The following is a 23,331-nucleotide window of genomic DNA, read 5'->3' as shown; positions in this document are numbered from 1 at the left end:
AATGATTGTTGGAATGGGAACCGACATTGTTGAACTGTCGCGTATTGACGCCACTCTGGATCGCCTGGGCGATGCATTTGCCCGCCGGATTTTGGCGGCGCCGGAGTGGCAATCCTATTTGGATACGACTCGTAAAACGGCTTTTCTGAGTAAGCGCTTTTGCATTAAAGAAGCTGCGGCCAAAGCGCTGGGAACGGGCATTGGTCGTGGAGTTTCCTGGCAGCATATGTGGGTTGAGCACAATGAAGATGGGGCACCCAAATTGTGCTTTTCGGAGGGGGCGTTAGCCCGGTTAGAGGCCTTGGGGGGGAGCCGGATACATGTCAGCGTATCCGATGAACAGTTGTATGCAACAGCCACGGTGATCTTAGAACGCTGACGTGACACTGCTGAAAATAATTAAAATAATATACCCAGGTTGTTCAGCGGGTAAAAATGGTTTGTCTCCATGATTTTTTCTTCAATTGCATCGCCGCTGTTCTGGTGGCCAGCCGTTATCGCATCGTTATTGGCGTTGCTCTGTTCCGCCGTTATGGCTCCCTGGCGTCAGCTGTTTAGGCAGGGTTATCGTCAGCATTTATTTTGGGGAGCCGCGGTGGGGCTTGGGTTGTTCTGGCAAATGCATGTGGATGTTTTGGGGCTGTTCGGGCTGCACCCTCTGATCATGATGAGCGTGGTGATGGTGTTTGGGTGTGCTTTGGGCTTGTGGGTTGGTGCTCTGGCGTTGATGTTGGGGTCGCTGTTTCATGTTCAGCCCTGGACCGATCTGGCCGTGCAGTTTTGTTTGAACGTACTCATCCCGGCCCTGGTTGCAGCCGCGGTGTTGATGTTGATCGAACGCTTACCCTTCAGAAACTTATTCGTCTATATGCTGGGGGGTGGGTTTATCGGAGCCATGGTTACCGTACAGGCCATGGCGGCTTCCAGCTGGCTCTATGTGTGGCTGTTTGGGCCGGAACCTCTGCTGGTCATCATTTCTGATTACTACTACCTGACACTGCTGATGATGTTTCCGGAGGGTTTCATCAATGGCGCGATGATCAGTACTTTAACGGTGTTGGCGCCGCATCTGGTCAAGACCTACGATGATCATCGCTATTTGGATGACGATTGACGATCAAGGAGGGGGGGGAAGTCAGGTGTGCCTCTGCTCCTGGCTTATGCTGGTTGATTTTTGAGTCCCCTAAGCCCCTGGCCCCTTATGCACCTAAGCCGCCCAGCCGCTGATCCTTATATCTCTTCAATTTCAGGCAGCGTCACAACGATGGAAAGCCCGCGAACGGGATTGTTGCGTGCATTAATCGTCCCGCCATGGTGGAGTACCGTACGCTTTGCGATCGCCAGGCCCAGACCGTAGCCACCGCTTTTGCGGTCCCGAGCTTCGTCGGTTCGAAAGAAGGGTTCGAAAATATCATCGAGGTGGTCGGGCGACACCCCTGGACCACAATCACTGACACTGATACGCGCTTGACCGGTTTCCGGCCGATCGATACGAATGCTGACCGGTGAATGATCGTCCGTGTAGCGAATGGCATTGCGTATGATGTTGTCAAACACTCCGGCCAAGGTGTTGCCACGTGTTTGAATCAATACCTCGGGTAGATTATTGCTCAGAGAGAGCGTCACAGACTTCTGCGCCGCTTCATCGCGACACTCTTCTACAATGGTGGTGACCAGGCTGCTCAGTTCCACAACATCATCCAATTCCCAGCCCCCTTGCTCGGTGACGGGCAGAGACAGAATGTCGGAAATAACATCATTTAGGTAGTCCGCCGCCTCTTTAATACGATCAAGTTCACCGGTGATTTCACTGTTCGCGCGCTGCTGTGCAATGGCTAGCGCAACCTGAAGGCGGGCGAGGGGTGAGCGCAATTCGTGCGACACATCTTTAATCAGTCGCTTTTGCTCCAGCATACTTTTTTGCAGTTTGATCGCCATGTTGTCAAACGCACGCCCCAGTTCAGCCAGTTCACCGGGGCGGTTACAGAATTCCTCGGCGATGCGAACATCCCAGTCACCGGTGGCAATTTGCTGGGTGGCTTTTTTCAGGGTTTGAATGTCACGAGTAATGTAGCGGGCCAGGTAATAGCAAGCGGCACCGCTGATTAAAATGTCGAGCAGCAGGATGTACCAGAAGTTGTGTATGAACAATCGCCAGCCCAGAGAGTTGTTATTGGGCGACGTTACAATCAGTCGCAGTTGAGTGCCATCGTTGAGGCTGAACAGTCGGCCGTAAAAAACGTCCTGGCCAATCTTCTTGCGAAAAAAGGGCACATCATCGTTAATGTTGCGGAGGAAATCCACAATCACCGGCGGGATCTCCCGGTGCAGAATCTCTTCTTTCTGGTCATCAATCATGTAGACATGTTTGATGGCCCAGTCTGGCATACTGCTGATGCCCATTTTGACTTGAGCGTAGTTGTGATTGATTGCGTCGCTGACCACTTCTCGAAGCAGTCGTCCACCGGGATCGTGGAACGATGCCTCTTCCTGGCTGCTGAGATGCTTGTCCGGACCAAGGTCAAAAAAGTGCATCACCATACTGGAACCCAGTAGCATGGTGATCATTACCAGCCAAAATCCCAGGAAGACTTTGACATAGACATGGCTAAGGCGAGGAAACTTCATCGGATTCAGTAGGGCTCTCAGGTTAATGGTCTGGTTTTTGGGTGATCTACGGGTTTTGTAAAGACACGTGCCTTGAGGGTCAGAAGACCGCTTAAGGCAACTGGAGTGGTGTAAGCGGGTTCATTGATCACTATTGCTGACGTGTCAGCATATAGCCTGCGCCGCGGATGTTGATGATCAGCTCTTTATTGGCACCTAAGGCGGACAGTTTTTTACGAATGTTGCTGACATGTACGTCAATACTGCGATCATAGGGCGTGAGTTTACGGTTGAGGGCTTTTTCAGTCAGCACCTCTTTACTGATGACTTCTCCGGCTGATCGCATCAGTAATTCCAATACGGTGAATTCGGCTCCGGTCAGCGTCACCGGGGTTTCCTGGTAGAACGCGGCATGACTTTTGACCTGAATGAACAGGTCGTCGACGCGAATCTCGTCCGCCATCGGAGAGTGGGTGGTGGTGGTTTCGGTGGTTCTGCGCAAAATGGCCCGGACCCGAGCAATCAATTCCCGCGGGTTACAGGGCTTCGGCAGGTAGTCATCCGCGCCCATTTCCAGGCCAACAATACGGTCTACCGTTTCCCCTTTGGCGGTCAGCATCAGCACGGGGGTGCGCTTGGTGTCCCGTATTTTTCGCAGGGCATCAAGTCCATTCATCACGGGCATCATGACGTCCAAAATAATGACATCAAAATCGTTGTTCAAAGCCAGGTTGGCACCTTCGTCTCCATTATGAGCCAACGTGACGTTAAATCCTTCGGTTTGCAGGTACTCTTTCAGCAGCAGGCAAAGTTCCTGATCATCATCAACAAGCAGTAAATTACTCATAGTCTTCTTTCTTTGTTCTGATGTGGTGTCTTTGGGCGTTCACACAACGCTATAACCTGAAGTGTGCATGACTGCCGGGAGACTGTCATCTTTTCCTCATGGCTCTAACCCTTCTTAACCTTTTTGCTGGCTTCCGTGGGGAGGGGGAGGGAACTTTAGTCATCATCGAGACTCTTACACAACGGATGGCATGTTAAGTTCTCAAGCGTGATGAGGTCGGGGTCTTCACTGGGTTCACCGCTTAAGGCCTTAGCATGTGCTTCCTTTTTCATGGTGAAATCCTCGTCATTGGTGTCGTCTCACATTAGTGACCCTCTTACCGGCCAGCAGCCAGCTCCTAATATGGCCTGAGCTCAGCGGTTCCCCAAGCCGCAAGGCCGGTTTTTTTCCCCAAGCCGCTTCAATTCTGTGGCCACTCAACTTGCCCGGTTGCGCCAACGAGGTATAACTGGGAAAATCTCAGCCCCCATTGGTAATCTTAATTAGAGGCAGTTCTGTGTCAGTGATTGGTCTGTTTTTCGGTAGTGATGAAGGGAATACGGAAAATGTGGCCCAGCGTATTCAACAGCGTTTGGGTGACGGAGTCGTGGAGATACACGATATTGCCGATGTGACTCAGCTGGAGTTTGCCGACTACGACAACATTCTGTTGGGGATCCCGACTTGGGATTTTGGCCAGATTCAGTCGGATTGGGAGGAATTCTGGGACGATATCAGTGCAGTGGACTTTACCGGTAAAAGCGTAGCGCTGTTTGGCTTGGGGGATCAGTTTGGTTACGGTGATTATTTTTTAGACGCCATGGGCATGCTGCACGATGTGATCCTTGAAAATGGCGCAAAAATCGTGGGTCACTGGTCTGTCGAAGGGTATGAATTTGATGCCTCGAAAGCGTTGACCCCCGATGGCAAGTCCTTTGTCGGGCTGGCCATCGACGAAGATCAGCAGGAGGAATTGACCGCCCAGCGCCTGAATGTCTGGTGCGAGCAGGTGGTGCGTGAAATGGGATTGGATCTTTCCGTCGACGCGCTGGAAGACTAGCAGACACAGTCTGGAAAATTCTTATACCAGGAATGTCCTTATACAAGCCGCCGGAGGTAATCTCGGGCGGCTTTTTTCTGGGTAGGGGTGTGTGCCAGCCTTGTGCTTGAAGCGGCTGCCGCTGCTTTATTAAGCATCTGGTTGGGGTACTGACTGCCGGTCAGGGCGCCTCAGCGACCATGACCGCGCGCAGGGGGGCCGGGTGGCCTTCGGCGGTCAGGTTTGAATCTTCAGGATCGAGAAATTCCGGCAGGGAATGAAATTGCATCCATTCGGTGGAGCGCTGCTCGTCGGTAGACGTTTTGTTGAGGTCGACCAGTCTGGGGTTTTTGTAGCCACATTTGCGCAGCCAGGAAATCAGGGTCTCGCAACTGGGCAGGAACCAGACATTATTCATTTTGGCGTAGCGATCTTCTGGTACCAGCACCTCACCCAGTTTTCCGTCAATCACTAATGTTTCAAGCACCAGCTGGCCACCGGGACGCAGGGTAGCTTTCAGTTCACGCAGGTGGTCCATCGGGGAGCGTCGGTGGTAAAGCACACCCATGGAAAAGGTGGTGTCAAACGCCTGCAGGTTGGCGGGTACGGCTTCAATGCCTACCGGCAGCAAGTCGACGGGGACATTGCCGATGAAGTGTTTGAGCATGTGAAACTGGACCACAAACCTTGGCGAGGGGTCGATGCCAATCACTTGACGGGCACCTTCACCCAGCATCCGCCAGCAGTGATAGCCGTTGCCACAGCCCACGTCCAGAATGGTGCGGTTTTTCAGGGGCGCCAGATGAGGGAGCACGCGATCCCATTTCCAGTCGGAGCGCCACTCGGTATCAATGTCGGTACCGTGAATGTGAAATGGCCCCTTGCGCCAGGGAATCAGTGCCGCCAGGGCGTCGTGAATTTGCCTGGTTGTTTCAGCCGGCAGCGCTGATGAGGACATCAGCTCCACGGCTGTGCTCAGATTGACCTGATCGGTCTCCACCTCGGGTAAGCGCTCCAGGGCTTGCAGCCAATCTGGCAGATCGCCAAACCGATTCGGGCAAAGCCCGGCTTCAATTTGTTCGGGCAGCAGCGTTAGCCAGGGGGCCAGCTTGGTACCCTCCATGGTGCGCAACAGCGCGCTGTAATCAATGCGGTCGTGGATTTTCATAATTCCAGTGGTTCAGTGGGAGGGGGCGTGAGTTTATTTGATGGCGATCATGGAGGCGAAATTAAAACACTGAAACCAGACGTCACAACTGTGGAAGCCGACTTTTTTCATCCGTTGGCGATGGCTGTCGAGGGTTTCCGGGATCAATACGTTCTCCAAGGCGGTTCGCTTTTGGGCGATTTCAAGATCGCTGTAACCGTTGGCCCGCTTGAAATTGTGGTATAAATCGATCATCAGTTGATCGTGTTGTTGATCCTGGAAGACCACTTTTTCAGAGAGGATCAGCACGCCGCCGGGGTTTAGGCCGTCATATATACGCTGCAGAATCCCGTCCCGACGTTCGGGGGGAATAAATTGCAGAGTAAAGTTGAGCACAACCACCGAAGCGTTCTGTATCTCGATGTTTTCCAGGTCATCACAAATCAGTTCTACCGGTACTTCGCCACAATCCGCGTCGAAAACGTCCTGACAGCGATCAATCATCGCCTGAGAGTTATCGACGCCAATAATGCGGCAGTTTGCGGCCTGAATACGGTGGCGCATGGCGAGGCTGGCCGCTCCCAATGAACAGCCCAGGTCGTAACAGTGACTGCCGCTGGTGGCGTATTGCTCTGACAGGGTGCCGATCATGGTGATGATGGTGGTATAGCCCGGGACAGAGCGTTTTATCATGTCTGGAAACACGTTGACCACGTTTTGGTCAAAGCTGAATCCCGCCACATGCCCCAGGGGGTTGGCGTAAATGGTATCTGACGCCCCTGAGGCGTGTTTTGAATGTTCTTGCTCTGACATGGCGGGTATCTGAATGTGTGAAAGGGGCGTTACTTGTGCAATTTTATAACGTGCATCGGGTGTGAACAAGCCGCGACTTCCAGAGGCTCATTAAGGTACAGTAGGCCAGTATTGTGCAGGGGCTGAATTTAGTGAACGTGTTTTATGAAAATATCAAATAATGTCGAATTGCTCGACCATGAAATCGAATGGACGGCCATCCGCGCTCAGGGAGCAGGTGGGCAAAACGTTAACAAAGTGTCTTCGGCAGTGCATTTGCGCTTTGATATCAAGGCGTCATCGTTGCCGGAATTTTACAAGGAGCGCCTGCTAAGCTGGTCTGACGGTCGGATTACCAGTGAGGGTGTGGTGGTGATTAAGGCTCAGCAGCATCGGACGCAGGAAAAAAACCGGCAGGATGCACTGGAGCGTTTGAAAGCCCTGATACTGGCGGCGACGGTGGTGCGGAAAACCCGCAAAGCCACCAAGCCCTCGAAGAACTCGCAAAAGAAACGCATGGACAAGAAGACCCAGCGAGGCCGGGTGAAACAAATGCGGGGAAAAGTGGATATGTAAGGCGCAAGGCCGTGAAGTGATTAGAAGGGGGCAGTGATTCACCAAAAAAGCCGCGCTTGCAGACAAGAGATTGAAAGTGCGGCTTTTTTCATAAAGGGTCTGTGACTTAAGAGGGCCCTTTTAGTTAAGCGGACGTACTCTTTAGTTAAGCGGACGTACCCTCCGTATGTGGCTCCGGCAGTTCGCGCGGTTTGGTTATCTTTTCCGACAGAGCCACGACCACCACATAGAAGAGCGGAATAAAGAAAATGGCCAGGAAGGTCGCGCTGAGCATACCGCCGACCACGCCGGTGCCAATGGCGTGCTGGCTACCTTGTCCGGCACCCGTAGCCAAGGCCATGGGTAGCACACCAAAGGTGAATGCCAGCGAGGTCATGACGATAGGGCGCAGCCGCAGTCGGGCGGCTTCAATGGCGGCTTCTGTTAACGATCTGCCTTGCTCTTCGTAAAGCGCACGTGCGAACTCAACGATCAGAATCGCGTTCTTCGCGGCGAGGCCAACGGTGGTTAACAGCCCCACCTGGAAGAAAATGTCATTGCTCAGGCCCCGTGCAAGAGTGGCCGCAACTGCGCCTAACACGCCCAGTGGAACCACCAGCATTACGGCAAAAGGAATTGACCAGCTCTCATAAAGTGCCGCCAGGCACAGGAAAACCACCAGCAGTGACAGGGCGTAAAGCAAGGTTGTCATATCGCCGGTCATGCGCTCTTCGTAGCTCAAGCCGGTGTATTCCATGCCAATGCCTTGTGGCAATGTCTGGGCAGCCTCTTCAAATGCGGCCATTACGTCGCTGGAGGTATAGCCGGGTGCGGGGTTGCCTTGTAGCTCGAGGGCGGGAACGCCATTGTATCTGACGAGCATACTGGGCCCATATGTCCAGCGACCGTGACTGAAGGAAGAAAACGGCACCATTTCCCCGTTTTTGTTGCGTACGAACCATTTTGTCAGGTCTTCAGGAGCCAGTCGGGAGTTGTCGTTGCCCTGAATGTATACGCGTTTGACCCGTCCCTGATCAATAAAATCGTTAACGTATTGGGAGGCCCACGCCGCCGACATGGTGTCATTGATGTCCGCCAACCTGACCTGATAGGCCGAGGCTTTTTCATCATCAATCACGATTTGGTACTGGGGCGAATCCGCCATGCCTTTATGGGAGGCCCAGCTGACCCGGGGGTCCTGCATGACGGTTTTAATGAATAAATTTTTGCTTTCGGTTAGCGCATCATGCCCAAGAGCAGCTCTGTCTTGCAGAAAAACATTGACCCCGCTGGAGTTGCCCATTTCCATAATGGCGGGTGGGACGACGGCAATAACCTGAGCGCTTTTGATGGCGCTAAAGGCTGCCATCAGTCGCTTTTGAAGGCTGAAAATGTCGGTGTGTTCACCCTCACGTTCTTCCCAGGGTTTGAGCTGGGCAAATCCCATGCCCTGACTTTGGCCGCGGCCGAAAAAGTTGAAACCATTGACTGTAAACAGAGAGTTAACGATCCCGGATTCTTCTTTCAGCATGATCTCGCGGACTTGTGTCAGCACCTCTTCGGTGGCTTCAGAGCTAGAGTTGGCAGGCATCTGCACCATCAAAAACATAATGCCCTGGTCTTCTTCGGCAATATAGGCGCTGGGTAACGTTGAAAACAGATAGCCGAGCCCGGCGACCAAAATGGCAAAGACAAGCAGGTTGCGCCGCGGTCGTTTTAATATCCCGGCGACACCTCGCTCGTAACGACCGGTATTGCGTTCAAAGGTGCGATTGAACCAGCCAAAGAAACCGCCTTTAGGTTCGTGGTTGGTGGCGCCGGGCTTTAACAGCATGGCGCACAGGGCTGGAGTAAAAATCAGAGCCACTAATACGGACAGCGCCATTGCGGCAACGATGGTCACTGAGAACTGGCGGTACACCACTCCGGCCGAGCCGCCAAAGAAGGCCATAGGCACAAACACGGCGGACAGCACAAGGCCAATGCCAATCAGGGCGCCTTGTATTTGTCCCATGGATTTACGGGTGGCCTCTATGGCCGACAAGCCTTCTTCCTCCATCACTCGCTCGACGTTTTCAACGACGACGATGGCATCATCCACCAGTAGGCCGATGGCCAGAACCATGGCGTACATGGTCAACACGTTAATGTTAAAACCCAGAGCGTAGAGGATGCCCAGTGTCCCCAGCAAAACAACGGGGACCGCCAGGGTGGGAATCAGTGTTGCCCGAAAGTTTTGCAGAAACAGGTACATTACCAGAAACACAAGGATAAAGGCTTCAATCAGCGTGTGGATGACCGACTCAATCGAAGCTGCGACTACCGGTGCCGTTTCATAGGGATAAACCGCCCTGACGCCTTCGGGAAAGAACGGGGAAAGTTCATCCACCATGCTTTTGACCCGATCGACGGTCTCCAGAACATTGCCTCCGGTGGCCAGGCGCAGTGCCAGTGCGGCGGCGGGTTTGCCATTGTATTTTGACGTGATAGAGAAGTTTTCACTGCCCAGTTCAACGTTGGCGACATCTTCCAGTTTGACTTGAGAACCGTCGGCATTGGCCTTTAGCAGGATGTTGCGAAATTGCTCGGGTGTCTCAAAGCGGGTTTTGCCAATCACCGTGGCGTTCAGCTGGACGCCTTTGCGAGCCGGTAAGCCGCCAATTTGACCCACCGATATTTGCACGTTTTGCGCACGAATGGCGGCGGCGACATCACTGGGTGTAAGCTGATAGCTGAGCAGTTTTCCCGGATCCAGCCAGATGCGCATCGCGTATTGGGAGCCAAACAGCGTGAAATCACCCACCCCGGTTACCCGGGAGATAGGGTCTTTGAGGTTCGAGGCAATATAGTTGCCCAAGTCAAAATTGGTGAGCTTGCCACTCTCGTCAATCAGAGCAATCACCATCATGAAATTACGCTGATATTTCGCGACCCGGATGCCTTGTCTTTGTACCTCTTCAGGCAGTAGCGGGTTGGCGAGTTGCAACTTGTTCTGGATGTGTACCTGCGCGATATCCGGGTCGGTTCCCTGTTCGAAGGTCACCAGAATTTGCATGCTGCCATCCGCCTGACTGGTGGACGACATAAAGCGCAGACCATCAAGACCATTCAGTTGCTGCTCAATAACCTGCACAACCGTGTCCTGGACGGTTTCTGCAGACGCACCGGGGTAGGTGACGCTGATTGAAATTGCCGGTGGAGCAATGTTGGGGTAGTGACTTACGGGCAGGTTTTTCAGAGCCAGCGCACCCGCCAGCATGGTGACAATGGCCAGCACCCACGCAAAGATCGGGCGGTCAATAAAAAAGCTCGACACGTGTTGATCTCCTTACGGGTTGGCGGCGGTAAAATCGAGGATAGGGTGTACATTCGAGGCTGGTGAGGCTGAAACTTCAACACCGGGGCGCATGTTTAATAAGCCCTCCGTCACGACCTCGTCCCCGGCTTTGAGGCCGGCGTTGACCATCCACATGTTGCCGATGGTGCGGCCGGTCTTAATCGAGCGCCGCTCGGCTTTATTTTCTTCATTAATGACCCACACGGCGGGTTTTCCGGTGGCGTCACGCTGCACGGCCTGTTGAGGGACAAGAATGACGCTGTCGTTATAACCCAGGCTCAGGCGTCCGTGGACAAACATGCCGGGTAATAAACGCCAGTCGGGGTTGGGAACCACGGCTCGCAATGTGACAGAGCCGGTCTCTTGATCAACGCCGACCTCCGAGAACCGCAACACACCTTCATGCTCGTAAGAGGTGCCGTCTTCCAGCAACAGGACAATCTTTGCTTCACCATCAGCGCTGCGTTTAATGCGTCCGTCTTGCAGGGCTTTTTGCAGGCGCAGCAATTCACTGACCGGTTGACGGATATCGACGTAAATCGGATCGATTTGCTGAATGGTTGCCAGGGCTTGAGCTTGACCACTGGTGACCAGTGCGCCTTCACTGACGGATGAGCGGCCAATGCGGCCGGTCACCGGGGCTACCACCTTGGTGTAAGCCAAATCGATCTTGGCAATTTCAGCCTCAGCTTTGGCCAGTTGCCAGGCCGCATCCGCGTCATCGAACTGTTGCTTACTGACGGAATTGCTTTGCAGCAGCTCCTTGTAGCGCTTGCGCAGCAGTTCGGCATTGTGGAGGTTAGCCTGAGCTCTTTCAAAGGTTGCCCGGTACTTTTGGTCATCAATCTGATAGAGCTGCTGACCGATTTTGACATTGGCGCCCTCTGTCAGCAGTCGCTCTTTTACGATGCCGTTAACCTGGGGGCGAACCTCGGCCAGGCGATACGCAACCGTCCGGCCAGGCAAGTCAGTGGTAATCTCAAGAGGTTGTGGTGTTATGGTAAAAACGCCGACGCTTACCGTACGGTTATAGCTCGCACGACTGGGTTCTTCGCCGCAGGCTGATAAGAGAAGCCCTAACCCTATGAGTAAATAGGTGGGGTTGAATGTAATGCTTCTCACTTGAAGCCTCCTAAGGTTAAAGGTGTTAGGGTGGTGTTCATATCGTGGTACAGTGTACTACAATGCAGTACATATATGAAACTTTGTTGATACGTATCAACACACTTTACGTTTGAGCTTAACTATCGGTAACACTTTTAGGTGTCAAATAGATAACAGGGGTGTTGAGCCTCGCTTGGAGAGATGGTTGGTCATGCAGCAGGAAAAGAAGGGGTCGGAGGATAGCAAGCAGGGCATTCAGGTGATTGCTCGCTCTGCGGATATTCTCAGGATGCTGGGGGAAAACCCCCAGGGCTTGAGTCTGGCGGAGATTGCCAAAGGTGTTGGCCTGCCTCGCTCTACAGTGCAGCGCATTGTTTGTGCGCTTCAGGCGGAATATATAGTCGAACCACTGGGCAGCGGTGGCGGGGTTCGACTGGGGTCGGCTATTGGCAAGCTGTTCCATCAAACCCACATGGACATTATTCACATTGCCAGGCCCTATCTGGAGTCTTTGTCTGAGGAGTTTTCGGAGACCGTGTATTTGGCTACCCGGGTTGACAAGCAAACCTGTGTTATTGATCGGGTCATTGCGGAGCGGCCTTTACGTGTTGTGTTTCCGGTGGGGGATGGGGCGCCGGTCTATAACACGGCAGCCGGAAAGTCTTTGTTGGCAGAGATGCCGATAGAGGAGCGTGAGGCATTGTTGAGTGGGGGTATACCTGTTTACACAGAGAGAAGTCCCAATAAAGGTGAGCTATTGGCGCAGTTGGAAGAGGTGTATCGGACCGGAATCGCGAGGGACATTGATGAGTATGAGTTGGGGGTCAGTGCGCTGGGGGTCAGTTTGAAAACCTATTTGGGGGTTTTCTCTGCGGGTATTGCCATGCCCACGGCGCGCTTGCCGGGCGCGCTTGACGAGATGGAGAGTGCATTGCTGAGGTTTAAGCGCGAAATTGAGGCGCGAATTGGTTTGAGCTCACTCTCTGTAGGGTAGTGCCCGTGGTTGAGTTTGGGCAGAAACAAATCAGTGACCGTAAAGGGCGGTGGTGAGCAGGGGGCTGCTGCCATTTTCGGAAAATCAGGTGCTTTTATCGGGTGCGGTAAATCATTGTCGGCTTGTGCTGGACGTCGATAGCGGTTTCAGCTTGGCTATTCCTATTCCTATTCCTATTCCTATTCCTATTCCTATTCCTATTCCTATTCCTTGATGGTTGTTTTCGGTGATTGGTCTGGTGCGCCGGCTGCGTACCCGTAAGACTCAATGATTTTTCTCGCCCGGCTGCTGCGCATGAACTCCATCAGTTCATGGGTGGCTGGGCTGTTTTTCCCTTTTTCCAATATCACGGCGTCCTGGCGAATCGGATTGTACAGTTCGTGGGGGATGATCCAGGCTGAGCCCTTGGTGATTTTCCCCCGTTTGAGGATTTGAGGCGCTGCCACAAACCCCATCTCGGCATTGCCGCTGTCAATGAATTGGTAGGTCTGGGAAATGTTCTCTCCCTGCACCCATTTGTTGCGAGTGGCGTCTACCTGGTCCAGGTTTTTCAGAACCTCCATTGCTGCCTGGCCATAAGGGGCGAGTCTGGGGTTGGCAAGAGCCAGCTTGCGAAAGTCTCGTTGTACTAATGTTTTTTCTCCCTGATTGGCAAAATCCGGTTTGGCTGACCAGAGCGCAAGGCTGCCCTCGGCATAGGTTATGCGGCTGCCAGGAATGGCAAGCCCGGCCTTTTCCAGAGCGATGGGCTTGGCTTGATCCGCCGAAAAGAACGCCTGAAACGGGGCTCCGTGGCTGATTTGTGCGTAAAATTTACCGGATGAGCCAAAGGATAATATCACCTGATGACCCGTTTCCTGCTCGAAAGAACGGGTCAGATCCTTCATGGTGGCGGTGAAGTTGGAGGCTGCAGCCACATGAATGTCTTCTGCCCGGGTTGCTCCGGAGATTAATATTGCGGACAGGATTAGTATCTGGACGATGGCGGTACTGAGGGGGAGTGCTCGCCGGGTTGGTGCTGTGTGGTGTTGTAAGAATGTTCTAAGCATGAGTCAGTCTGAGTGCGCGTTAACGTTGTGGGGGCCGGCCGCCAAGCTCTCCTGGGGCTGACTGGCTTGGAGTGCAGTTTGCCCCTTTTCTTTATCATAAGCTATATAACGACAATGGGAATGATGGGAGCTTATGCCGGTGGGCTCGAAAAGCTGTTTAAGCTGTTGTCGGTATTGCGCTCCTGATTGGAGTGATCTTCCTGCGAGATGGGGGCTTTGTGGGACTTGTATCAAACTTTGATGGATGGTTTGGATGATTGTTGTTCGGTGTGGAGTCATTGTTGCTGCGCTTCTGGCGTGGTCCCTGGAGTCTGTTGCGGCCGAAGTGGTGGGCAAGCGGTTAGAGGTTTATGGGGTTATGCACGGCTCTGTGGATTATCGTGATTCCGGTGTGCCTGATGCTCTGGTCGAGATGGACGCTGATGACAAGTATGTGGCCAGCGATTGGGTTGTTTCCAGCAATTCCAGTCGACTGGGGGTAAGGGGGGCGCTCGGGTCTGAGGACGGCTGGGCCTTTCTTTATCAGTGGGAGCACGGGCTGGTTTTTGCTGAAACCAAAAGCGATGCGTTTGTGTTGCGAAACAGCTTTGTGGGGTTTAGGAGTCCCTGGGGGGAGGTGCTGCTTGGCCGTCACGACACGCCGTTTAAAATGGTGGGTACAGGTTACTCTGTGATGAATGATACGGTCGCGGATCGGGGGGCTTTGATTGGGGCGGGTGCTTTAACGGGATCGCTGATCAATACCCGTGCGGACAAGATGGTCATGTGGCGCAACAAGGTGTCTGTGCCACAGGGGACTGTTGATTGGGTGCTGCAATACTCACAAGACTGCACCAGGCCCAATAAACACTTGGATAATAATGGCTGTAAAATCACAGCGGTAGGCTTGCAGTGGCAGGGGGAGGTCTTGTCTCTGGCGGCAGCCCACGACCATTGGACTCAGTTTTATGGCAGCGATATTGATGCTACCCGCTTGGCGGCCAGAGTTCGGTGGGGTGACATCACGCTAGGCTTGATTGCCGACCTGGTGCGTCAGGATTCTCTGTCTGGTGTTAACAGCCTGGATCGGGAGGCGTATGGCGTAAATGCGATTTACGGTGTTGGGGCTTGGGGTTATATCGCTCAGGCCTTTGTGGCGAAGGATTACGACCATGTGAGAGATTCGGGGGCGGTGATGTTGAGCGCGGGTGTGGAGCGGAAGGTGAGCGCATCGCTAAAGGGGTATCTCATTTATACGCAAACCAATAATGATCGTAATGCCCGATATCAGGGGGTCGACGGAGCGCACGGTTATGAGGTGGCGACCTTGCCGGGTGGTTTGCCCAGGGCCGTTTCTGTGGGAGTGAAATATTCTTTTTAGGCAGACCCGGTCATTTTCTGAGTCTGGATGCTCCTCGCGTTACGGGTTGCTTGGCTTTTTGTCAGCATGTACCGAACAAAAAAGCCCCGCCAGCTTGCGCTGGCGGGGCTTTTTCTTGCGAACTAAAAAGAATTACTTTTTAGCTTTCTTCTCTTTTTCTGCAGCAATCACGCCTTCAGCAACGTTGGCTGGGCAAGGCATGTAGTGGCTGAACTCCATGGAGAACTGACCGCGGCCAGAAGTCATGGTGCGCAGGCTGCCGATGTAGCCAAACATTTCTGACAGAGGCACGTCAGCTTTGATGCGGACACCAGTAGCGCCTGGCTCTTGATCTTTGATCATGCCGCGACGACGGTTCAGGTCACCAATCACATCACCTACGTGATCTTCCGGGGTAAAGACGTCAACCTTCATGATGGGCTCAATCAGCTGAGGACCGGCTTTCGGCATGGATTGACGGAAGGCGCCTTTAGCGGCGATTTCAAACGCAACCGCTGAGGAGTCAACCGCGTGGTAGCCACCATCGTACAGCTCAACTTCAACGTCCAGAACCGGGAAGCCCGCCAGAGGACCTTCGCCCATCATGGTGGAGAAGCCTTTCTCGATGGCAGGGAAGAATTCCTTGGGAACGTTACCGCCCACAACCACGGAGTTAAACTTGAAGCCGGAGCCGGGCTCGCCCGGACGGATGCGGTAGTCGATTTTACCAAACTGACCGGAACCACCAGATTGCTTCTTGTGGGTGTAGCTGTCTTCGATCGCCTGGGTAATGGTCTCGCGGTAGGCAACCTGCGGCTGACCAACGACCAGTTCAACACCGTAAGTACGCTTCAGAATGTCGACTTTGATGTCCAGGTGCAGTTCGCCCATACCTTTAAGGATGGTTTCACCGGAATCTTCGTCAGTTTCAACGCGGAAGGAAGGATCTTCGGCAACCATTTTGCCAATCGCGATACCCATTTTCTCAGCGCCAGCCTTGTCTTTCGGGGCAACGGCGATGGAGATAACGGGATCCGGGAATACCATGGCTTCCAGGGTGCATTCGTGCTTCGGATCACACAGGGTGTGGCCGGTTTGTACGTTCTTCATGCCTACGATCGCGATGATGTCACCGGCCTGGGCGGAATCGATTTCGTTACGATCGTTTGCCTGCATCTCTACCATGCGACCGATACGCTCGGTTTTGCCGGTAAAGCTGTTGAGGATGGTGTCGCCTTTGCGCAGCATGCCAGAGTAGACGCGAACAAAGGTCAGGGCGCCAAAGCGGTCATCCATGATCTTAAACGCCAGTGCGCGCAGAGGTTCGTCGGCAGATACGATGGCTTTCTCGCCAGTCGGGTTACCTTCTTCGTCGGTCAGATCCTGCGGGTCAACTTCAGTTGGGCTTGGCAGGTAGTCAACAACGGCGTCCAGAACCAGCTGCATGCCTTTGTTTTTGAAGGCAGAACCACAGAAGGTTGGGAAGAAAGTCAGGTCGCGGGTACCTTTGCGGATGCAGCGCTTAAGATCTTCGACGGAGGGCTCTTCGCCTTCCATGTACGCCATCATCAGGTCGTCATCAACTTCAACGGCAGTTTCGATCAACTGCTCGCGGTACATTTCAACATCGTCAACCATGTCGGCCGGGACGTCTTTGACTTCATAGTTCTCTGGCTGGCCGGACTCGTCCCAAACGAAAGCTTGACGGGTCAGCAGGTCAACAACACCGACAAATTCGTCTTCGCGACCGATTGGCAGGGTCATGATCAGGGGGTTGGCGCCCAGAACTTTCTTGACCTGGTCGGTAACACGCAGGAAATCTGCGCCGATACGGTCCAGCTTGTTGACGAAGATGATACGGGCAACTTCGGATTCGTTGGCGTAGCGCCAGTTGGTCTCTGACTGGGGCTCAACGCCACCGGAGCCACAGAATACGCCGATACCGCCGTCCAGCACTTTCAGTGAGCGGTATACTTCAACGGTGAAGTCAACGTGCCCCGGGGTGTCGATCACGTTCAGACGGTGACCTTTCCACTCACAGGTGACGGCCGCGGACTGAATGGTAATCCCGCGCTCAGCTTCCTGTTCCATGAAGTCGGTAGTGGATTCACCTTCGTGAACTTCACCAAGCTTATGGATCTTACCAGTCAGCTTCAGAATACGTTCAGTCGTGGTGGTTTTACCGGCATCAACGTGGGCGAAGATACCGATATTTCTGTACTTTGATAAGTCTGTCATTAGTGGGTCTCGATAAGCCAGGGCCAAAATTAGCGCGAGATTGTACATGTATTTTGATGTATGTAGAAGGGGTATTTCGATAATCCCTTAGTGTTCGAGCAGGTATGGCAAAGCGAAGTGCTTCCTTACTTATAAGTAGAATGAGATTTGTTGGATAATCCCTTGATAATAAACGACTAGTATCCATGAATTTTAAGCCGGAAAAATGTGCTTTGGTGCGTCAAAAGCGAGTGGCATTTGATTCGTTTGAGGCAGTGATCACCACTTGGGCAGACACGGGTGATCACTTGGGTATAATGCGCTCGTTGTTCCCGGTCTCGCTAATGTGGATTCCAAAGCAGAGTCGGGAAGTTGTTTGGCAGAGTTTAGTGGGAAAAACAGCCTTTATGAATGCTCAGATTGTGTACGCCTTCGACAGTGGTCAAACCGCCAACCGATTTCTGAATCGCCTGAAATCGGGTGAAGTCGCCAGGGTAAAGGCTCGTTTGCACAAGGGCTCAAACACGGTGCAGGTGTCTTACTCGCTTACGGACAGTCAGGGTTATGACAGTACCTGCGCTGATCTGGATGATCTGGCCGCAAGTATGAACGGGGTGGAGGTGTCACACTCTTGAATTCTGCCCGACTGGCCCTGTTCTTCAAGCAGGGTTTTCAGGTTTAACTCAGCTCATTGGCTCGACGGTAGTGCCCCTCGTAATCAAAAATCCGCTCACGGATCGACCAGAAACGGCCTTTTTTACGGGCGATGACGAAGTCCGGGTGCCTGAAGCGTGCCTGCTCCCTAATGGCGTCTGCCGGGTGTTGTGGAAAAAACCGTTCTTCAGGGCATTTTAAGTGGTGCCGGATAAATTGATGGTAAAAGTGACCTTGCTGAGCTTTGGAGGTCAGGGCATAGGTTTCGCTGAGCTCCACACCCTCTTCATCGTGGTAGACAACCTTTAGGCGTGGCTGCTGATCTTTGTTGGTGGTGTGGTGCAGGGTCATGCCGGCGCAGCGGATGACTTTGGCATCGTTCAGGCGCAGCGCATCTTTCAGTTTTTGGTCTGGATCCACGAGCTGATGTTCACATTGGTGACAAAGGCGTGCCGCAATGTCGTTTTCGCTTCCACATTGGCCGCATTCTTTAAAACGATAGCGAAAGTCGCATTGTTCGAGGGTGTGCTCTTTCCGCTCAATGAGCCCCTGGCAGCGACGCCCGAAATGTTCTATGACATCCCCGTCATTGTCGGTCTTCCCCCAAAACAGGTTGATATGCTGGCACGCGGGACAGGGGATATTCACCGGAACGGCATTGCTGTCGGGCTTGGCGGCGGGAATGTCTGGTCGATAAAGGTCGTGGGTATTGCCGGCATAATCGAGAATCAGGCAATCCTGCTTGCCTGGAGATAGGCGCAGCCCCCGGCCAACAATCTGCTTATACAGGCCTGCAGACTCGGTAGGTCGCAAGACCGCTATCAGATCGACGTGGGGGGCATCAAACCCGGTGGTCAGCACGGACACATTGACCAGAAATTTAATCTGCTTTTGTTTGAAGGCCTGGATGACGCTGTCCCGGGCCTTGGGGCGCATGTCCCCCAAAATAATGGCGGAGCACTCCGGGGGCAGATAGGTGAGGATTTCTTTCGCGTGCTTGACGGTTGCGGCAAATATCATCACACCGCTGCGATCTGAAGCCAGATGGATGATTTGATCCAGAATGCGGGCTGTCGCACGCTTGGCGCCCTGCAGGACGCGGTTTAAGTCAGCCTCCTGATAGTGACCATTCGTCCCTGGCCTGAGCTGTTCAAAATCATAAAGTGCTATAGGAGCGTCCAGCAGCCGGGGTTCCGTCAAAAAGCCTTCAGCGATCATCTGCCTGAGCGGCAGCTCGAAAATGCAGGTTTTGAAGGGCGTGGCTTCGGTGGTGCGTTGGGTTTTGAGTGGCAGGTGTTGCTGGTAGATCCATCCGCTGTCCAGTCGATAGGGGGTAGCCGTTAAACCCAGTACTTTCAGGTTCACATTGTGAGTTCTGAGGTGGTGGATGATCTTTTGGTATTCGGAGCTCTCTTGCAGCGATACTCGGTGGCATTCGTCGATGATCAGCAGGGAATATTCGTTGTTAAAATGGTTGAGATTGCGGGCGACCGATTGCACGCTGCCAAAAGTGATTTGGTGCGTGGATTCTTTTCGATTCAGGCCGGCGGCAAACACGCTGGCTTTATAGCCATAATGTTCGTACTTCTGGTGATTCTGTTCGACCAGCTCTTTGACATGGGCAAGTACCAGAATGCGGCGTTTTGCGATCTTGGCCAGCTCGGCGATCACCAGGCTTTTGCCAGCCCCTGTCGGCAGGACGATCACTGCAGGGTCGTCTGTCTGGCGAAAATGATGCAGGGTGGCCTGAACCGTTTGCTGTTGATAGGGGCGCAGTTTGACCGGCATAAAAAGAGGGGATGTCTTGTGGTTGGGGGAGTGTGTTGGGCCTCGTAGCCCCGGTGGTGGAGACAAGTATAAGGATTCCTGTGTTTTATACACAACGGTTTGCGGGACATATTTGTGCACAGGGGAGTGTTTAGGCCACTATGATGATGGTGAGCGGCTGAATTGGCCTCCATCAAGCCTTGGTGGATTTACCCCTATTACCCTGTCTAAAGCGATGGGTTGGAGGCCCGGTTTTAAATTTGCGCAAAAAAATATGGGTTTTTCCTTTTGAATTAGGCTGTTAGTGCCATAATTGATCGTAATTCATCAGAAACTTATTGGTGTTAAAAGCGTCAAAGGTGGCGTGAGAAAACCTTTTGGGTTGTATGTTGCCCGGCGCTACCTTCTGGGAAGAGGGTTGGAAGCCGTCAATGTTTCGTTGCTTCGGTCTCGTACCTGGCGGAAACATTGGTGGCGTATTGTGTGTGCTCAGAAAAGGTTGTATCAAATTGCGAATCAATCACCTTGGGGATGATTATGAATAATGGGATAAAGATAGGTTTGGCTGCGGTGCTGGCTTTGATCGTAGCGGGATATTTTGTCGTGACAAAAAATAAACCTGAGCCGACGCCTCAGGTGGTTCAGCCTGAAGTTGTGGAGCCAGTGGTGATTCCTGACGAGGTTGAAGAGGCGGTGAGCGAATCCCCCGCACCGGTTGAGCCCCGCCCTGTTGAGGAGCCCTTGCTGCCAACCCCGCCGAGCCTCGATGGCAGTGATGATGAGGCGCTCGCCATTGTTGAATCCTTGTCGCCACAGCTGGTGCAGTGGTTGGTGCCTGAAGAGCAGGTGCGCAAGTGGGTATTGGTCGTCGATATGCTGGCCGCAGGCAAGCTTCCGCAACGACACAAGCCCATTGATTTCCCCATGCCCGGCTTTGCGGTTCAAGCGTTGGGGGACGACGAATACCTGGCGGCGGAGACCAACTCCCAGCGTGTCACCGTTTTGATCGATGCCGTAACGGCCATTCCGCCTCGCACCTTGGGGCGTTATTACCGCGAGTGGTTGCCTCTGCTGGAAAAGGCTTATGGTGAGCTCGGTAAAGAAGACAGTTTCCGCGTGCGAATGAACGAAGCGGTTGCCCGGATTCTTGCGGTTGAAGACGTTGATGAAGAGGCCGTGCTGGTTCAGCCACATGTGTTTTACGAATATGAAGACAAGAGCCTGGAGCAAAAGTCGGCTCTGGACAAAGCCCTTTGGCGCATGGGTAAAGACAATCGGGAAAAGCTGCAGGCCTATTTAAAGGAATTGAAGTTTTACTTGTAATTTCGAGGTTGGGCGAGCGATTGACGAAGGGTTTGCCATTGGCAGACCCTTTTTTTGTCGGTCGCTGCCCGGGTCAGCCATCAGGGCTGCATTATGCCTGGCTTGGGGTCATACCGTCTGGTGGCGTCAGGGTAGGTTTCAGACAGCATTTGTCCTCAATGGAGGCCGGCACAGGCTGATTCAGGTTGGGCCAGATTCGCACCGGGCGATATTCAGATCAGACTCGGGCGATATTCAAATCAGACTCGGGCTTTATTCAAATCAGACTATAGTCGAATAGTAATTTTCCTCTCTGGGTTTAAGCTGGCCATCAGTCAAAAATTTAGAGAGCGAGGTTGCAAAAATAATAAATGAACACCTACGAACAGGAATACGCGTTATCCATTGAGCACCCCGAAACCTTTTGGGCCGATAAGGCCCGCGAGCTGGACTGGTTTAAAGCGCCTGAGCAGATATTGAGCCAGGATGAAAACGGTATGGACCGCTGGTTTGCGGACGGTGAAATGAACACCTGCCATATGGCGCTGGATGCTCATGTGGCCAAGGGCCGAGGCTCTCAAGTCGCGGTTTTCTACGATTCTCCTGTGACCGGAATTAAGCAGCAATTGACTTATGATGAGCTGCTCAGTCAGGTATCTCTGTTTGCCGGTGCCTTGCAGGAGCAGGGCGTGGTCAAGGGGGATCGGGTTCTCATCTATATGCCTATGATTCCACAGGCGATGATCGCCATGCTGGCAACGGCCCGCCTGGGGGCGATTCACTCGGTTGTGTTTGGGGGGTTTGCAGCCAATGAGTTGGCGGTGCGGATCGATGATGCGCAGCCTAAAGTGGTGGTTTCAGCGTCCTGCGGGATTGAAGTTGATCGGGTGATTCCCTACAAGCCTCTTCTTGATGACGCTGTTGATATGGCCGAGCATAAACCTGAGCGCTGCGTTATTTTCCAGCGTGAGCAAGTAACTGCCGCGATGCAGGCGGGGCGAGATCTTGACTGGAGCCAGTTGGTCGCCACAGCTCAGCCGGCGGATTGCGTCACCGTGAATGGCACCGACCCTCTGTATATCCTTTACACATCAGGTACCACCGGTAAGCCAAAAGGTGTTGTGCGTGATAACGGGGGTCATGCCGTAGCCATGAAATACAGTATGAAAGCTGTCTACGATATGGACCCTGGAGAGGTCTTTTGGGCGGCCTCGGACGTCGGTTGGGTCGTGGGTCACTCTTACATCGTATACGCACCGCTGTTGGCGGGGTTGTCGACCGTCCTGTACGAGGGCAAGCCAGTCAACACCCCGGATGCGGGTGCGTTCTGGCGGGTGGTCAATGAATACGGTGTGAAAGCGCTGTTTTCAGCGCCTACGGCTTTCAGGGCGATTCGCAAGGCTGACCCGAACTCTGAATATTTGAAGAAATACGATCTCAGCTGTTTGAAAACCGTGTTTTTGGCCGGTGAGCGCCTTGATCCGCCCACGTATGAGTGGCTAAAGGAGCTGTTGTCGGTGCCTGTTGTGGATCATTGGTGGCAGACCGAAACCGGTTGGGCGATTTGTGGCAACCTCATGGGGATTGATCCAAAGCCTTGCAAGGCGGGATCCTCAACCTTGCCTTCGCCCGGTTTTAATGTGCAGATTCTGGATGAGGCGGGTACGCCGCTGGGGCCAAATGAGCAGGGGAGTGTGGCGATCAAGCGCCCCTTGCCTCCCAGCTGCCTGCCCACAATCTGGGGAAACTTTGAACGCTTCCAGAACGGTTACCTGTCTACCTTTGATGGTTATTATGTCTCCGGTGACGGGGGCTATCGGGATGAAGATGGGTATGTCTTTATCATGGGACGCACGGATGATGTTATCAATGTGGCTGGGCACCGCTTGTCCACTGGCGAGATGGAAGAGGTACTGGCGGCTCATCCGGCCGTTGCAGAGTGTACGGTTATTGGTGTGGCCGATGAGTTGAAAGGGCAGCTGCCGCTCGGGCTGGTGATCCTCAAGGATGGCGAGACCATGTCTGAGGACGAGCTGCAGGCGGAGCTCGTGGAGCGAGTCCGAAATCAGATTGGTGCCGTCGCAAGCTTCAAGAAAGCCCTGGTGGTAGAGCGGTTACCGAAAACCCGGTCGGGTAAAATTCTACGTAAATTGTTGCGTCAAATTGCCGATGGAGAAACTTACAACGTGCCCTCTACGATTGATGACCCGGCCAGTTTGCCTGAAATAGCGGACGTACTTGCCCTGCATGGCTATAAAAAGGCCAACTGATACCCGCCTGTACAGCAGCAAAGGGCGGGGGGCAACCAGTCACCGAACTGCCTGAAATGGCAGCTTTTCAAGGGCACGGTATGGGTGATAAGTACCGAGTAAAATAAGGTCCCGCAGTCGCCCCGAAAGGCGCTACAGAGTTTGCTCTGTAGCGCCTTTTTTGTTGTCGGTTAATCGTGGCTTTGACTGTTTTATGTGAAAAGACGTGGTCAGAGTTGCACGCTGTTGTTGAATCCCAGGGTGATGGTGGTGAACTTGGTGATGCTTGATTGCTGGTCACAAAATACTTAATAGCATGGGCAATCTAAATGTAATTGATAAATATTATCAAT

The 23,331-nt window shown here is 53.2% G+C and carries 18 protein-coding genes; 9 read left to right on the top strand and 9 right to left on the bottom strand.

Going from position 1 to position 23,331, the window contains the following annotated elements; translation table 11 throughout:
- Position 1 precedes the first annotated feature (1 nt).
- On the top strand, positions 2-379 hold the full coding sequence (acpS, locus tag G8770_RS08340; protein ID WP_167184609.1) for a holo-ACP synthase: 378 nt from the start codon (positions 2-4) through the stop codon (positions 377-379).
- A gap of 69 nt (positions 380-448) precedes the next feature.
- Positions 449-1,114, top strand: coding sequence for a hypothetical protein (locus G8770_RS08335; protein WP_167184606.1), 666 nt, complete (start codon positions 449-451; stop codon positions 1,112-1,114).
- Positions 1,115-1,230: 116 nt separating this feature from the next.
- On the opposite strand, the gene G8770_RS08330 is transcribed toward G8770_RS08335, so the two are convergent.
- Positions 1,231-2,628 (bottom strand): ATP-binding protein, encoded by a 1,398-nt coding sequence (locus G8770_RS08330; protein WP_167184603.1) that lies wholly within the window; start codon positions 2,626-2,628, stop codon positions 1,231-1,233.
- Between the two features lie 130 nt (positions 2,629-2,758).
- A complete protein-coding gene (locus G8770_RS08325) occupies positions 2,759-3,454 on the bottom strand; it encodes a response regulator transcription factor (protein WP_167184600.1) in 696 nt (231 codons plus the stop codon).
- Positions 3,455-3,950: 496 nt separating this feature from the next.
- On the opposite strand from G8770_RS08325, the gene fldB reads away from it, so the two are divergent.
- Positions 3,951-4,493: a flavodoxin FldB gene (fldB, locus tag G8770_RS08320; protein ID WP_167184597.1), complete on the top strand. Its 543-nt coding sequence runs from the start codon at positions 3,951-3,953 to the stop codon at positions 4,491-4,493.
- A 160-nt stretch (positions 4,494-4,653) separates the two neighbouring features.
- Here the strand turns inward: fldB and cmoB are convergent, their stop codons facing one another.
- Both cmoB and cmoA read right to left on the bottom strand, forming a co-directional pair.
- Complete coding sequence (gene cmoB / locus G8770_RS08315; RefSeq protein ID WP_208022122.1) at positions 4,654-5,640, bottom strand: tRNA 5-methoxyuridine(34)/uridine 5-oxyacetic acid(34) synthase CmoB; 987 nt, start codon at positions 5,638-5,640, stop codon at positions 4,654-4,656.
- A 33-nt stretch (positions 5,641-5,673) separates the two neighbouring features.
- Positions 5,674-6,432, bottom strand: a complete 759-nt coding sequence (cmoA, locus tag G8770_RS08310; protein ID WP_167184594.1) for a carboxy-S-adenosyl-L-methionine synthase CmoA — start codon at positions 6,430-6,432, stop codon at positions 5,674-5,676.
- Between the two features lie 144 nt (positions 6,433-6,576).
- On the opposite strand from cmoA, the gene arfB reads away from it, so the two are divergent.
- Complete coding sequence (gene arfB, locus G8770_RS08305; protein ID WP_167184592.1) at positions 6,577-6,987, top strand: alternative ribosome rescue aminoacyl-tRNA hydrolase ArfB; 411 nt, start codon at positions 6,577-6,579, stop codon at positions 6,985-6,987.
- 145 nt (positions 6,988-7,132) lie between these two features.
- Here arfB and G8770_RS08300 read toward each other — a convergent pair whose 3' ends face one another.
- A complete protein-coding gene (locus G8770_RS08300; protein WP_167184589.1) occupies positions 7,133-10,282 on the bottom strand; it encodes an efflux RND transporter permease subunit in 3,150 nt (1,049 codons plus the stop codon).
- Positions 10,283-10,294: 12 nt separating this feature from the next.
- On the bottom strand, positions 10,295-11,425 hold the full coding sequence (locus G8770_RS08295; RefSeq protein ID WP_167184586.1) for an efflux RND transporter periplasmic adaptor subunit: 1,131 nt from the start codon (positions 11,423-11,425) through the stop codon (positions 10,295-10,297).
- Between the two features lie 193 nt (positions 11,426-11,618).
- On the opposite strand from G8770_RS08295, the gene G8770_RS08290 reads away from it, so the two are divergent.
- On the top strand, positions 11,619-12,401 hold the full coding sequence (locus G8770_RS08290; protein ID WP_167184583.1) for an IclR family transcriptional regulator: 783 nt from the start codon (positions 11,619-11,621) through the stop codon (positions 12,399-12,401).
- Positions 12,402-12,604: 203 nt separating this feature from the next.
- On the opposite strand, the gene modA is transcribed toward G8770_RS08290, so the two are convergent.
- On the bottom strand, positions 12,605-13,450 hold the full coding sequence (modA, locus tag G8770_RS08285) for a molybdate ABC transporter substrate-binding protein (RefSeq protein ID WP_167184580.1): 846 nt from the start codon (positions 13,448-13,450) through the stop codon (positions 12,605-12,607).
- A 253-nt stretch (positions 13,451-13,703) separates the two neighbouring features.
- On the opposite strand from modA, the gene G8770_RS08280 reads away from it, so the two are divergent.
- Entirely contained in the window at positions 13,704-14,810 is a 1,107-nt protein-coding gene (locus G8770_RS08280) for a porin (protein WP_167184577.1), read from the top strand.
- 132 nt (positions 14,811-14,942) lie between these two features.
- On the opposite strand, the gene fusA is transcribed toward G8770_RS08280, so the two are convergent.
- A complete protein-coding gene (fusA, locus tag G8770_RS08275) occupies positions 14,943-17,027 on the bottom strand; it encodes an elongation factor G (protein WP_167184574.1) in 2,085 nt (694 codons plus the stop codon).
- Positions 17,028-17,413: 386 nt separating this feature from the next.
- On the opposite strand from fusA, the gene G8770_RS08270 reads away from it, so the two are divergent.
- The gene (locus tag G8770_RS08270) at positions 17,414-17,641 is read left to right on the top strand and encodes a hypothetical protein (protein WP_167184571.1); all 228 of its coding nucleotides are present in this window, start codon (positions 17,414-17,416) and stop codon (positions 17,639-17,641) included.
- A 43-nt stretch (positions 17,642-17,684) separates the two neighbouring features.
- On the opposite strand, the gene radD is transcribed toward G8770_RS08270, so the two are convergent.
- A complete protein-coding gene (gene radD, locus G8770_RS08265) occupies positions 17,685-19,448 on the bottom strand; it encodes a DNA repair helicase RadD (RefSeq protein WP_167184569.1) in 1,764 nt (587 codons plus the stop codon).
- Positions 19,449-20,030: 582 nt separating this feature from the next.
- On the opposite strand from radD, the gene G8770_RS24385 reads away from it, so the two are divergent.
- Both G8770_RS24385 and G8770_RS08255 read left to right on the top strand, forming a co-directional pair.
- Positions 20,031-20,750, top strand: a complete 720-nt coding sequence (locus G8770_RS24385) for a DUF3014 domain-containing protein (RefSeq protein WP_167184567.1) — start codon at positions 20,031-20,033, stop codon at positions 20,748-20,750.
- A gap of 350 nt (positions 20,751-21,100) precedes the next feature.
- Complete coding sequence (locus G8770_RS08255) at positions 21,101-22,999, top strand: propionyl-CoA synthetase (protein WP_167184565.1); 1,899 nt, start codon at positions 21,101-21,103, stop codon at positions 22,997-22,999.
- Positions 23,000-23,331 lie beyond the last annotated feature (332 nt).

This window comes from Pseudomaricurvus hydrocarbonicus (genome assembly GCF_011602365.1).
GTDB classification, from domain to species: Bacteria; Pseudomonadota; Gammaproteobacteria; order Pseudomonadales; family Cellvibrionaceae; genus Pseudomaricurvus; species Pseudomaricurvus hydrocarbonicus.
This window is presented reverse-complemented; position numbering and strand designations above follow the sequence as displayed.

Coding starts and splice junctions, on each gene's coding strand:
- G8770_RS08290 (WP_167184583.1), top strand. CDS start 11,619: ATGCAGCAGGAAAAGAAGGGGTCGGAGGATAGCAAGCAGGGCATTCAG.
- cmoB (WP_208022122.1), bottom strand. CDS start 5,640: ATGAAAATCCACGACCGCATTGATTACAGCGCGCTGTTGCGCACCATG.
- fusA (WP_167184574.1), bottom strand. CDS start 17,027: ATGACAGACTTATCAAAGTACAGAAATATCGGTATCTTCGCCCACGTT.
- G8770_RS08335 (WP_167184606.1), top strand. CDS start 449: ATGATTTTTTCTTCAATTGCATCGCCGCTGTTCTGGTGGCCAGCCGTT.
- modA (WP_167184580.1), bottom strand. CDS start 13,450: ATGCTTAGAACATTCTTACAACACCACACAGCACCAACCCGGCGAGCA.
- G8770_RS08330 (WP_167184603.1), bottom strand. CDS start 2,628: ATGAAGTTTCCTCGCCTTAGCCATGTCTATGTCAAAGTCTTCCTGGGA.
- arfB (WP_167184592.1), top strand. CDS start 6,577: ATGAAAATATCAAATAATGTCGAATTGCTCGACCATGAAATCGAATGG.
- G8770_RS08280 (WP_167184577.1), top strand. CDS start 13,704: ATGATTGTTGTTCGGTGTGGAGTCATTGTTGCTGCGCTTCTGGCGTGG.
- radD (WP_167184569.1), bottom strand. CDS start 19,448: ATGCCGGTCAAACTGCGCCCCTATCAACAGCAAACGGTTCAGGCCACC.
- G8770_RS08270 (WP_167184571.1), top strand. CDS start 17,414: ATGAATGCTCAGATTGTGTACGCCTTCGACAGTGGTCAAACCGCCAAC.
- cmoA (WP_167184594.1), bottom strand. CDS start 6,432: ATGTCAGAGCAAGAACATTCAAAACACGCCTCAGGGGCGTCAGATACC.
- G8770_RS08255 (WP_167184565.1), top strand. CDS start 21,101: ATGAACACCTACGAACAGGAATACGCGTTATCCATTGAGCACCCCGAA.
- acpS (WP_167184609.1), top strand. CDS start 2: ATGATTGTTGGAATGGGAACCGACATTGTTGAACTGTCGCGTATTGAC.
- G8770_RS08325 (WP_167184600.1), bottom strand. CDS start 3,454: ATGAGTAATTTACTGCTTGTTGATGATGATCAGGAACTTTGCCTGCTG.